Here is a 12455-nt window from a genome sequence, read left to right as displayed (position 1 = left end):
CTGATGTATCGACGAAATTCGACAATAAACTTAAACAAGAGGGGGAGAAAATTGAAGCTCATTCATTTCCGTAACAAGCTTCTACTGCTACAAACACAGTCCTAACGGGAAGGGAGTTTTAAGAATGGCTGAAATGATCTATCAAGAAAACAGCAACGAAAAAAAAGAAGATTACGCACTCGAAAAAGTACCTGCAAATTACCGTCTGAAATGGTGGAGTATTACGAACGTTACACTCGGTGTCGCGACAGCGATGGTCTTTATGCAAATGGGCAGCATGATGGCTCTTTCTTTTGGAAGTGTAAACGCGTTATTAGCGGAGGTTTACGCTACTGTTGTTGCTGGGGTTTTGGGAATTATCATTGCTTACTATTCGGCAAAGTCGGGTTTAAACACCAACTTGCTGGCGCGTGGCGGCGGATTTGGTTATATAGGTGCCTCGCTCACTTCTTTTATTTATGCAATCAATTTTATTATGTACTGTGCAATCGAAGGAGCCATTATGGCAAGTGCCGTTCATGAATATTTACAGGTTGTCCCTCTCTGGTTATTGATGGTTTTCTTCGGATTGGCTGTTATCCCCTTTAACTGGTTTGGAATCAAGCAGCTTGAAAAATTGCAAAAATGGTCATTGCCGATTTTTATCATCCTGTTAAGTGCCGGTATTATCGCAGCAGCAAATATGGTGCCCGTGTACAAAGAAAGCATTTGGACATTTTTGCCGCAAGGAGTGGAAATCGGCGGCGTTGGGTTGTTAAGCTGCATTGGTATTATGAACGGCCTGGTTGGGATTATGGCATTGTTGGTGTCTGACTATGCTCGTTTTATTAAAAAAGAAGAATTTAAAATAGGTGTTTTTGCTGTCGGCTTTATACCTCAGCTCGTTTGTTTCTTTGTCATGGGGGTAATCGGGATTTGGTTTGGCGTAAGATTGAGGGAAGCAAATCCGGGAGTCTATTTTGTTCACGCAATTGGAATAGGCGGCGCTTTGTTTACGATTCTCACACAACTCCGGATCAATGTTACGAATTTGTACAGCGGTTCGCTTTCCCTATCCAATTTCTTTGAGCATATTTTCAAATTTACACCTGGCCGAACCTTCTGGGTTGCCTTTACCGCGATCGCTGCTATCGGGGCGATGTTAGCAGGGGCACTTGATCACATTGGACCCATGTTGACTTTCCAGGGCGTATTCTTATTCTCTTGGGCAGCAATTGTGGTTGCAGACGCTTTTGTTGTCAAAAGAACATTAAAAATCGGTCCGCTTTATTTTGAGCACCGCAGTGAAAATCTGTATCCGTGGAATCCAGTCGGAGTCATTTCCATTATTAGTTCGAGTGTTGTAGGGTCCTTTGCAGCATTTGGAGCTTTTGGGTCTTTCCTGCAAAATACAGCAGCTTTCCTGTCGGCCATTCTTGCCTTTATCCTTACGATTGTTTTAGCGACCATCACGAAGGGGAAATATTATGCAAGAAAAAAAGCGGACGACATCCCACAAGATGAGATGATTGCGTGAGATAAGAGTCCAATTTGCAAACATGAAGGAAGCAAACAGCAGACGCCTGTATTCAAGCAGGGGTCTGCTGTTTTTTGTTTCACGTAAACTCGCTTTTCATTATAAAAGAGGCAAAACCAAAACGGCTTTACCTCTTTCCTTGTTGGCGCATCCTGTCAAACAATTGGGACAAAATCAGAGGCTCGTTTACAAAGCGCCAGACACGACATTCCCACGGAACATGACGGCTTGACGCTTTGAGCGGCGCGCCACAGCCTCGGCAGCCGAAGCGGCATGGACGAATACAATGTCCGCTTCGTCTCCAACATTCGGCCACATGCGGTTGCCTTCTTTATCAAGCGGTGTCTTGCCGCCTGTGATAAAGCCCAAGGCTTGGGATAGGGAACGCTCATCCTGCATACGGAAGCGCTCTGCCAGACGGCCTGCTTTTTCCAAGCTGTCTCCTTGACCAAACGGTGACCAGTGGTCGGTAATACTGTCATCGCCGAGCGATACAGATACGCCCTTCTCACGCAAAAGCGGAATTGGGATCGTAGGCTTAATCACGGGAACCGTAGAGGTGATCGAAATGCCCAGAGCAGCCAGCATTTCTGCCACGTCTCCCGCTTCCTCAAGACTGATGTCCGCCAGCGAATTCGCATGGCTGATCGTGACTCGTCCGTGCCAGCCTGCTTCCTCTGTCATTTTCGCCAGACGCTTGAAAGTGAAAATACCGAGATGATCCGGGTCGTGCAAATGAACGTCGATTGGTGCGTTTGCTTCTACGGCCAGCTCAAAAATAGTCGCGAGCGATTTTTCGATGTTCTGATCCACCGTTGCCGGGTCGACTCCGCCTACGAACGTTGCGCCCATTTTCAATGCTTGGCGGATGTTTTCTACCTGATTGCTGCGCAAAAGGCCCTGCTGCGGGAATGCGACGACCTCACAATGCAGCTTCCCGCTGAACGTTTCCATCGCAGCCAGTGTCGCTTCCAGATTTTTCAGACCGATATAGGGGTCAATATTGCAATGAGAGCGAATCTGCGTGGAGCCCGCTGACAACAGCAGCGCCAGCATTTTCTCTGCGCGTTCTTGAGCAGTTGGCAACAGCTTTGGCATCAATTGACTTTCTTCTTCCAATCGTCCCAAAATATTTTTAACCGGAGTGACCGCCTTCCACGGACCGCCATAGTACGTTTTATCGATGTGGATATGCATGTCGCGAAAAGATGGCAGGGCCAACAAACCGCTGGCATCTTGTGCAGACAGTTCTGTTTGCGGGGCATCTACTCCAAAGACAATTTGCGCAATCCGGCCATCCTCTACCAATAGATGGGCAACCTCGGTTTCGGTTGCAACCACCTTGTCATTTTCTATGCGGTATCCGCTCTCCAAGCGGACATTGGTTAACCAATAGGCTGTAGACATCTATTCATGACATCCTTTCTATTCGAGGATATTCAAAAAATCCGGGAAACAACTTACCACTCACCCGCTACCCGCGTGCCCTGATAAAGAACGACCCGGCGCTTGGCACGTCTCGCTACGGCCTCTGCACTGCAAGAGGCTTCAACAACCATCAGGCTAGCCTCATCTCCAGCCAACGGCCAAATCCGGTTGCCGGAATCGTCGAGCGGAATCCGTCCTTCGGTAACAAAACCGAGAGCCACACCCAAACTCCGTTCATCGGCTAGTCGAAAACGCTCAGCCAGTCGTCCTGCCTTTTCGAGTAGATCCCCGCTGCCAAATGGCGTCCAGTTGTCTGTCAAGCTGTCGTTTCCCAGCATAACGGCCACACCTGCCCCATGCAGCAAAGGAATCGGAATGGTCGGCCGATTGATCGGGACCGTCGAGGCAATTGAAATTCCCAGGGACGCGAGACGTTGTGCCGTCTCTTTCGCTTCTTCCAGCGATACATCCCCCAGCCCCAGCGCGTGACTTACGGTAACGCGTCCTTGCCAGCCTGCTTCTTCTGTCAAAGCTGCCAGACGCTTGATCGTAAACACCCCGAGGTGGCCTGGGTCGTGCAGATGCAGATCAATGTCCGCATCTGCCTCCACCGCCAGCTCCAGCATCGTATTTAGTGAACGCTCTATATCTCCATCTACCCCGCCTGGATCGACGCCACCCACATGCGTTGCCCCATTTTGCAGCGCTTCCCGGACAAAATTCTTTGCATCGGTGCGCAGCATGCCGTAATGAGGAAACGCAACAATTTCGTGAGACAGTCTGTCTGCAAAGGTGGCAAACGCCCCGAGCATGCCTTCCAAAAATCCAAGACCTACCTCAGTATCCACGTGACAATGCGTACGGACATGGGTGACTCCTGTCTGCACCAGGAGAGAGAGGATATTCTCTGCTCCCGCTTGCGATTGCCCCAAATACATCGGTAAAAGCCCTCTGTCCTCCGCATGCCGCTCAAACAAATTCCGTACAGGTGTAGTCGCCTTCCATGGACCGCCGTAGTACGTTTTTTCCAAATGAATATGCTTTTCTGCCATCGACGGCAAAATCAAGAGGCCCCTTGCGTCCTGCTTCGGAATCCCATCCTCCAAAATTTCACTGGAGGGGAGGATACGGGTGATCTTTCCATTTTCAATCAGCAGATCGCACAGCTCTGTCCGTGTTTTTGTAATGACGTCTTGATCCCACACATACCCGCTTTCCAAACGAGCATTAATGATCCAATACGGGGAAGCCTTCATGGGCAATCACTACTCCTTTACTACGGTCACTTCTTCCACTTGACCTGCAGCCAGGGTGCCTTTAAAGAATACGGCGTGGCGATTCGCACGACGCGCGATCGCTTCTGCTGAGCACGTTGCCTCTACCAGGACGAGACTCGCATCATCGCCTGTTTTTGGCCACTGCTGTGTGCCCTGCGCATCCAGAGTCGTTTTGCCGCCTGTAATAAAGCGCAAAGACTGCGACAGGGACAATTCGTCCAGATAACGGTTGCGCTCAGCCAACCGCCACAGTCGTTCCAATACATCTCCATTGCCATAAGGCTGCCAGGTGTCAAAAATATTGTCGCAACCCACCGCTACTTCCACTCCGTTTTGGTGCAGCAGCTGCACAGGTGGAATCACGCGGCTGTAAGGAACGCTGGTGATGATCGTAATCCCTGCCTCACGCAGGATTGCCGCCATTTCCTCCGCTTCCGGTGTGGGGACGTCTCCAAGCGCAAACGCATGACTGATCGCTACGCGGCCTTGCCAGCCAGCGTCTACCGTCATCTGCGCCAAGCGCTTCATCGTGAATGTTCCCAGATGTCCGGGGTCGTGCAGATGCAGGTCTACTCCCGCATTTGCTTCCACAGCCAGCTCCATCATTTGGCTCAAGGATTCCTCGATATCCCCATCCACAGTGGCAGGGTCTACGCCCCCTACATGGGTAGCGCCCTGACGCAAGGCATCGCGCAGCAAGCCTTTTGCGTCTGTGCGCAGCAGTCCATGCTGCGGGAATGCCACGATCTCATGGGACAGTCGATCCGAATAGTCGGTGAGCGCCTCTTTTACCGTTTCCAGATTGGTGATCCCTACCTCTGGATAAATGTCTACGTGTGTGCGCACATGTGTCGATCCATATGATTGGAGGACTGCCAATAGATTCTTTGCGCGCTCCTCAGTTGTCGTCGGCAGGCCCGGTAATGTGCGCTTTTCAATTTCGCAGCGCTCAATGATGCCAGACACCGGGATGACTGCCCGCCACGGCTCTCCCAAAAGGGTCTTGTCCAGGTGCACATGCTTCTCTACAAACGACGGAAGCGCCAGGAGACCTTTGGCATCCTTTTGAGCAATACCGTCTGCAAGTGTCTCGGCCGCCGGAGCAATCCGTGCAAATTTTCCGTCTTTTATCAAGATGTGAAACAAGGATGCCTCAGTTCCACCCACGACACCGTTTTCGAAGCGATAGCCCGTCTCCAAACGAACATTGGTCAACCAATAGGTAGTGCCCATCCACCATCCATCCTCTCTTATTGTTTAAACATGCCTTCCCTACCCATTATCTAAGAACCACCGATGCTTGATTTGCACAATCTTTACGTCTATTTTCACTATTTTTACGACTTGTTCAAATTGCCTTTACTTCATACATTTTTCTGATAACTTGAGACATAAGCAAAGGAGGGGTTAACATCATGAAGGTTGAGTACGCTCCAACCAATCAAGCTCTTCCGCCAAAGGCAACGGCTGCGCGTCCGGGCAGATGGCGGACTTTTTACAGGAAACTTCGAAAAAACAAACTAGCCATGGTAGGCGGCTGTATCGTCGTGTTTTACATCGCAATCGCCCTATTGGCCCCGCTCATCTCACCACATGATCCGTACGAGATTGATTTGGTAAACAAATTGAAGCCGCCATCCGCTGAACACTGGATGGGTACAGATGACAAGGGTCGAGATGTAATGAGTCGTCTCTTATACGGGACACGCCTCTCGATGTCCGTCGGTTTTGTCTCTGTTTTTATTGGTGCTTTTTTCGGAATCATTCTTGGACTGCTTTCCGGCTACTACGGAAAATGGGTAGATACCATCATCTCCCGTGTTATTGATGTTCTGCTCGCATTCCCGGGTATCCTGCTTTCCCTGGCAATCGTCAGCGCACTCGGTCCGAGTCTGTTCAACGTAATGGTCGCCGTCGGTGTGTTTTCGATCCCTGTATTTGCCCGGATCGTACGCGGTTCTACCTTAACTGTGAAAAAACTAGAGTACATTGATGCGATTCGTTCACTTGGTGCAAATGACTTCACTATCATTTTCAAACACATTTTTCCAAACATTCTGTCTCCAATCATCGTTCAAGCAACCATGCGTTTGGCTACTGCTATTCTTTCAGCCGCTGGCCTGTCATTCCTTGGCCTCGGGGCACAGCCTCCACTGCCGGAATGGGGTGCAATGCTAAGCAACGGACGCGACTTTTTGTTTACGGCTCCATATCTGGCTATGTTCCCTGGTCTTGCCATCGCGACACTGGTTCTCGGCTTCAACATTTTCGGGGACGGCCTGCGGGACGCTCTCGACCCACGAATGAAACAATAGGAGGGAATGCTCAATGTTTGTCTACATTATCCGTCGCTTGCTGCAGATGATTCCCGTCCTGCTCGGTGTCATTCTGGTCGTCTTTTTGATCATGCAGATGGTGCCTGGTGATCCGGCCGTTCTGCTTGCAGGTGAAGGCGCTTCCGCGGAAACAATCGCAAAAATCCGCACACAACTCGGCCTCGATCAGCCGATTATGCTGCAATACGTTCATTACGTCGCCGATGTCGCGACTGGTGATTTGGGTACATCGCTTCGTTCCAATCTGCCGGTTTTTGACGAGATTATGGCTCGTTTGCCTGCTACAATCGAGCTGGCTCTGGCAAGTATTTTCGTTACGATCGTGCTTGGCATGGTTGCAGGTATCATCTCCGCTACCAAGCAATACTCCGCCGCTGATATTACGATCATGATCATCGCATTACTCGGTGTATCCCTGCCAAGCTTCTGGCTCGGTTTGAGCTTGATCTACTACTTCTCGGTAAAGCTTCACCTCTTCCCCGTTGCGGGTTGGGGCACATGGCAGCACGTCATTTTGCCAGCCATCACCCTCGGTACAGGGGGCGCTGCGATTGTTGCCCGGATGACTCGTTCCAGTATGCTGGACGTTGTACGCCAGGACTACATTCGTACCGCAAAAGCGAAAGGCTTGAAAGAAACTGTCATCATTTACAAGCATGCGCTGAAAAATGCGCTGATTCCAATCATTACCGTCGTGGGCTTGCAATTTGGTTTCCTGCTCGGCGGTACCGTTCTCGTAGAATCCGTTTTTGCCATCAATGGCCTTGGTCGATTGATCGTAGATGCGATCCGGATGCGCGATCTTCCGGTCGTACAGGGCGGCGTACTGATTGCTTCCGTTATTTTCGTCTTCGTCAACCTGCTTGTCGACGTATTGTACCGCTACTTCAATAAACGAATTGATCTGAGCTAAGGAGGGAGCACCATGCCAAGGCAACAAGATGTAATCCTAGACGTTCGCAATCTGCAAACGCATTTTTTCACGGAAGATGGCGTCAGTAAAGCTGTGGACGGCGTTGACTTCTCTCTGAGTAAAGGAGAGACGCTGGGTCTGGTAGGTGAATCGGGCTGCGGGAAAAGTATCACATCCCTCTCGATTTTGCGTTTGATTGCCAGCCCTCCGGGAAAAATTGTAGGAGGAGAAATCCTCTTTAAAGGACAAAACCTCGTAACCAAATCGGAAGCCGAGATGCGCGCCATTCGCGGCAATGAAATTTCGATGATTTTTCAAGAACCGATGACCTCGCTCAACCCGGTGTATACCGTTGGCGAGCAAATTGCTGAAGTATTTCGCTTGCATCAAAACATGGGACGTAAGGAATCATGGGAAAAAGCGGTAGAAATGCTGAGACTCGTAGGTATCCCCTCTCCTGAAAAACGAGCAACCCAAGAACCGCATGAGCTGTCTGGCGGGATGCGCCAACGCGTGATGATCGCCATGGCACTGGCTTGCCGTCCGGAAATATTGATTGCGGACGAGCCGACTACCGCGTTGGACGTTACGATTCAGGCCCAAATTTTGGATCTGATGAAAAAGCTGCAGGTCGAAATGGGCATGAGCACGATCATGATCACCCATGACCTGGGGGTTGTCGCAGAAACCTGTGACCGTGTCGCGGTCATGTACGCAGGAAAAGTCGTTGAATACACGACAGCGAAAAACTTGTTTGCAAATCCGAAGCATCCGTATACGGTGGGCCTGATGAACTCTCTCCCCCGTCTGGACGAAGATGTCGAAGAGCTGCAAGCGATCAAGGGCAATGTTCCTAGCCCATTCAACATGCCACAGGGCTGCCGATTTGCTCCGCGTTGTCCGCATGCGACGCAGCTGTGCCACAACAAACTGCCTGAGCTGTTGGAGCAGGAAGACGAGAGCAAAGTGCGCTGCTGGATGTATACTCCTGAGTGGGACGGCGCCGACAAGACTGTTACGGGAATGGGGGTATGACAAAATGACAACTCAGCAAGTGCAAAAGAAAAAGCCTCTGCTTGAGGTAAACAATCTCAAGCAGCACTTCCCGATCAAGGGCGGGATCTTTGGTCGTACCGTCAATCACGTGAAAGCCGTTGACGACATCAGCTTCACGATTTACGAAGGGGAAACACTCAGTATCGTAGGTGAATCCGGTTGTGGCAAGTCCACCACTGGCCGTGCCATTCTCCGTTTGGACGAACCAACGGGCGGGTCCGTTACATTTGAGGGCAAGGACCTCTTGGCCATGTCCAAATCGCAAATGCGTGACATACGCAAGGATCTGCAGGTTATTTTTCAGGACCCGTTTGCTTCCCTCAATCCTCGTCAATCCGTGTCCCAAATTCTCGGCGAGGCGCTGGCGATTCAAAACATCGTGCCAGCGAACAAGCGCCGTGAGCGAATCATCGAGCTTTTGGGCTACGTAGGATTGCGTCCAGACCAGATTGACCGCTTCCCTCACGAGTTCAGTGGCGGACAAAGGCAACGGATCGGGATTGCTCGTGCGCTGGCCATGCAGCCCAAGCTGATTATTTGTGACGAGGCCGTTTCCGCGCTGGATGTATCCATTCAGGCTCAGGTGTTGAATCTGCTAAAATCGTTGCAGCGTCAATTTAAGCTGACCTACCTATTCATTTCCCACGACCTGGGCGTTGTACGGCATATTTCCGATCGGGTCATGGTGATGTACCTGGGCAAGGTCGTCGAGATCGCAGACAAAAAATCGCTGTTTGACAACCCGCAGCATCCTTACACGCAAGCACTCTTGTCTGCCATACCTGTGCCGGACGCGACCAAGAAACAGGAGCGGATCATCCTGAAAGGAGACGTCCCATCTCCGATCAATCCGCCACAGGGCTGCCGTTTCCATACTCGCTGCCCACATGCTGTCGAGCGTTGCAAAACAGAAGTGCCGGCCTTGACGAGTTTGCATGATACACACCAGGTTGCGTGCCATCTCGTTCAATAGAGATTAAATTTTTCTAAAAAGAAAAGATCGATAACAGCAACATGATATGATGGAACTGCGATTATCACTACGGTTTTTCGTACAGAGGGATCTCATGATAAGCTTCGAAGGGTTCACGTTGCTCATTCTGTTGTTCATTTTGGCTCCTATCATAGGAGCTATTGCTTTATTGTTTTTGTTTATTTTTGAAAAGCGAATTGATCTTCTGGAAAACAGAAATGTAAAGATCGAGCTGGAAAAAGAGCTGCAAAAAGCTCTTTACAATCAATTGAACCAACAAATACAACCCCATTTTCTGTTCAACACCTTAAATGTCATTTTGAGTCTGGCGCGGCTGAATCGAACAAAGGAACTGGTGAGAGCGCTGGAAGTCCTTTCCCAGTTTCTCAAATTCAAGTACAAGTCAACCGAACCGCTGATTTCGTTGTCCAGGGAAATCCAGTATACACAGCAATATCTGGAGATTCAAAAGCTGCGTTTTGGCAACAGGCTTCGGATCAGGCTGGACTGTCCAGACGAGCTGCTCATGGCATCCATCCCCCCTTTCGTCCTGCAAACATTAGTGGAGAATGCCTTCAAGCATGGCCTGGAGCGGAAAATGGGAGAAGCGCTATTGGAGATCCGTATCAGCCAAAGGGATGAAGCTGTCCTATTAGAGGTCATCGATAACGGTTCATCTGGACTCACGGAATTCCAGAGTGATGTCGAATCAGAAACGGATCAGCATCATGAGAAGAGCGGTCACGGATTGGACAACATCCGCAGGCGGCTCCACCTTTGTTTTGGTGATCATGCCTCCCTGGAGCTGTCCCCTGTCACTGAGGGAGGAACCCATGTGACGGTGCAATGGCCCTTTATTTACGAACAAATCGACGTGAGGTGAGAAAATGAACGTGCTACTCGTGGATGACGAACCGTTGGAGCTGGATCAACTGGTGTATCTGATCCAGCCAATGTTTCCCTTGTGGAATCTCTACAAGGCCGCAGATGGCAGTCAAGCCATGGCAGTCAGCCAGAAGGTGCCTCTTCATCTCGCCTTTCTGGACATTAATTTACCAGGGAAATCGGGACTGGCGCTTGGCGAAGAGCTGCGAACGCAGCACCAAGACATTGAGCTGATCATTGTGACTGCTTATCAAGATTTTCACTACGCCAAACAGTCCATTCGTCTCGGTGTTGTGGACTACGTGACCAAGCCCGTCATCGAAAGCGAACTGGTCGAGATTTTGAAAAAATATCAAAAGAGCCCTGGTCTCTCGGCATACACACGCATTATTTCCGATGCGATGAACATCATCCACCAAAAATTTGCAGAAAAGCTAAACCTCGCTGACCTGGCTTCTGAGGTTCATATTAATCCCACCTATTTGAGTCGGCGGTTTCATGAAGAAGTGGGTGTCTCCTTTTCCGAGTACCTGATGCAGTACCGGATACAAATGTCCAAAAAATTCTTGATTGGTCATCCGGACTGGAGTATTTCTACGGTTGCAGAGCGAACCGGCTTTAACAGTCAGCATTATTTCAGCACCATTTTCCGGAAAGTGGTCGGGAAAACACCTAAAGAATATAGGGACAAGGGGAATGTGACTTGACCTACTTATCGTTTCGTGAATACGTGCTGGGTGCTGCCAAGATCGGGATTGGGCTCGGGGTCGTCTCCATTCTCGCTCGCTGGGTAACGGGCAACACCATCTTCGGCTCGCCCGAGGCTTTGGTCAAATACGGGATCTTTGGCGGCATTGGCTTTGCCTTGATGGGAGCCTTTGCCCTGAGTGCCTTTGGTCTTTTGGGGCGCCGTGTTCGACGTGAATTTTCCGAGGGAATGACAATTGGAGATTATATGCAGGGCAAGCTGCATCCTTTTGGCTACTGGCTAATGATCATCATCCTCTTGATTACGACCATCGAGGGTATGTTTGTCCAGGGCATGGCAGGGGGTGTGCTTCTTAACATCTTGTTTGGCTTGCCCATCCCACTGGGTCTACTTTGCTTTTTTCTGTTCTGTGTCCTGTTTGCCGGGATTGGAGGGATACGCTCCATCCATCGTTTTGCCCTCGTCCAAATTCTCATTACCTTTGCGGCGGCTATCTTGATTCCCGTCTACTTTTTTGTGGGCAAAGGAGTGGAGCATGTATACAACGGCTTGCGCCTGTATCATCCCTATCTGCTGGTGTTCAACAATTACGAAGGACTCTTTTTTATCATCACGGGGCTATTGATCGGCTTTGGACAAGTATTCGTCGATCAGGCTTCTTGGCAGAGACTTTACATGATGGAAGAAAAGAAAGTGGTACCTACTTTCCTTTTGTCCGGCCTGATCTTTGCCACGATCCCCTTGTCTTTTTCTTCGTTGATCATTATCGTGATTTTTTCCGGCGGATTCGATGACATTTACTCACTTCTTTTTGATTTGGTAAGAAAAATCGACACGATGTTTCTGCTTATTCTGTTTGTCCTGTGTTCATTCGGTGCCATTACCTCAGCCTTTGGCGCAGGGCTTCATTCCATGATCAGCCTCATGGTAAACAACGTCTATCAGCTTTTTCGGCCCCATGCGACAGAACGGCAAAAGATTCGCCTGAGCTACATCCTTGCGATTGCCATCGGGGCGCTGTCCTTTTGTCTCACCCTCTATTTCAAGCCTACCTTGCTCGACCTGCTGTTTTTCTTCGGCATTATTTACGCCTCGCTGTTTTTACCGGTCGTCGTCATCGTATTGACACAGGGAAAGGCACATAATTTCATTTTGATCAGCGCGGTGATCGGCTTGGCTACTGGCTACGGCAGCAGGGCATTTGTGGATAATATGAAAGCGATCTGGATCGCTTCCTCCAGCACAGCTCTGACCCTGCTTGCCTACTTGTGTGTCACCTGGCTATGGAAGCGCTATATCCGAACACCAGAGCGTCCAGAGTCGCGATAAATCCATACCCGCTTTTGATTGAACAGGAAGGAA

At 49.9% G+C, this 12455-nt stretch carries 11 protein-coding genes; 8 read left to right on the top strand and 3 right to left on the bottom strand.

Annotation, left to right across the window (positions count from 1 at the left end; genetic code table 11):
* The first annotated feature begins 124 nt into the window (after positions 1 to 124).
* Positions 125 to 1516, top strand: coding sequence for a purine-cytosine permease family protein (locus ACIFQN_RS02260; protein ID WP_429831383.1), 1392 nt, complete (start codon positions 125 to 127; stop codon positions 1514 to 1516).
* A 186-nt stretch (positions 1517 to 1702) separates the two neighbouring features.
* Here the strand turns inward: ACIFQN_RS02260 and ACIFQN_RS02255 are convergent, their stop codons facing one another.
* The 3 genes from ACIFQN_RS02255 to ACIFQN_RS02245 are packed head-to-tail and all read right to left on the bottom strand — an operon-like array spanning position 1703 to position 5454.
* Positions 1703 to 2923: an amidohydrolase family protein gene (locus ACIFQN_RS02255; RefSeq protein ID WP_429831382.1), complete on the bottom strand. Its 1221-nt coding sequence runs from the start codon at positions 2921 to 2923 to the stop codon at positions 1703 to 1705.
* Positions 2924 to 2976: 53 nt separating this feature from the next.
* Positions 2977 to 4200 carry an amidohydrolase gene (locus ACIFQN_RS02250; protein WP_429831381.1) on the bottom strand — a complete coding sequence of 408 codons (1224 nt, stop codon included), beginning with the start codon at positions 4198 to 4200 and terminating at the stop codon, positions 2977 to 2979.
* Positions 4201 to 4209: 9 nt separating this feature from the next.
* Positions 4210 to 5454, bottom strand: coding sequence for an amidohydrolase (locus tag ACIFQN_RS02245; RefSeq protein WP_429831380.1), 1245 nt, complete (start codon positions 5452 to 5454; stop codon positions 4210 to 4212).
* A 182-nt stretch (positions 5455 to 5636) separates the two neighbouring features.
* Here ACIFQN_RS02245 and nikC point away from each other — a divergent pair, with 182 nt between their 5' ends.
* From nikC to ACIFQN_RS02210, 7 genes are all read left to right on the top strand, one after another.
* Positions 5637 to 6536 carry a nickel transporter permease gene (gene nikC / locus ACIFQN_RS02240; protein WP_429831379.1) on the top strand — a complete coding sequence of 300 codons (900 nt, stop codon included), beginning with the start codon at positions 5637 to 5639 and terminating at the stop codon, positions 6534 to 6536.
* A 13-nt stretch (positions 6537 to 6549) separates the two neighbouring features.
* Positions 6550 to 7470, top strand: a complete 921-nt coding sequence (nikB, locus tag ACIFQN_RS02235) for a nickel ABC transporter permease (RefSeq protein ID WP_429831378.1) — start codon at positions 6550 to 6552, stop codon at positions 7468 to 7470.
* Between the two features lie 12 nt (positions 7471 to 7482).
* Positions 7483 to 8505 carry an ABC transporter ATP-binding protein gene (locus ACIFQN_RS02230; RefSeq protein WP_429831377.1) on the top strand — a complete coding sequence of 341 codons (1023 nt, stop codon included), beginning with the start codon at positions 7483 to 7485 and terminating at the stop codon, positions 8503 to 8505.
* A gap of 4 nt (positions 8506 to 8509) precedes the next feature.
* On the top strand, positions 8510 to 9499 hold the full coding sequence (locus ACIFQN_RS02225) for an ABC transporter ATP-binding protein (RefSeq protein ID WP_429831376.1): 990 nt from the start codon (positions 8510 to 8512) through the stop codon (positions 9497 to 9499).
* Between the two features lie 94 nt (positions 9500 to 9593).
* On the top strand, positions 9594 to 10382 hold the full coding sequence (locus tag ACIFQN_RS02220; RefSeq protein ID WP_429831375.1) for a sensor histidine kinase: 789 nt from the start codon (positions 9594 to 9596) through the stop codon (positions 10380 to 10382).
* Between the two features lie 4 nt (positions 10383 to 10386).
* Positions 10387 to 11091: a response regulator transcription factor gene (locus ACIFQN_RS02215; RefSeq protein WP_429831374.1), complete on the top strand. Its 705-nt coding sequence runs from the start codon at positions 10387 to 10389 to the stop codon at positions 11089 to 11091.
* Positions 11088 to 12422, top strand: a complete 1335-nt coding sequence (locus ACIFQN_RS02210) for a sodium:solute symporter family transporter (protein WP_429831373.1) — start codon at positions 11088 to 11090, stop codon at positions 12420 to 12422. Before ACIFQN_RS02215 ends, ACIFQN_RS02210 begins: the two co-directional genes overlap by 4 nt.
* Positions 12423 to 12455 lie beyond the last annotated feature (33 nt).

The sequence above is a fragment of the Brevibacillus sp. NRS-1366 genome, assembly GCF_050467985.1.
The sequence above is the reverse complement of the archived record's forward strand: the minus strand, read 5'-3'. Positions and strand labels throughout refer to the sequence as shown.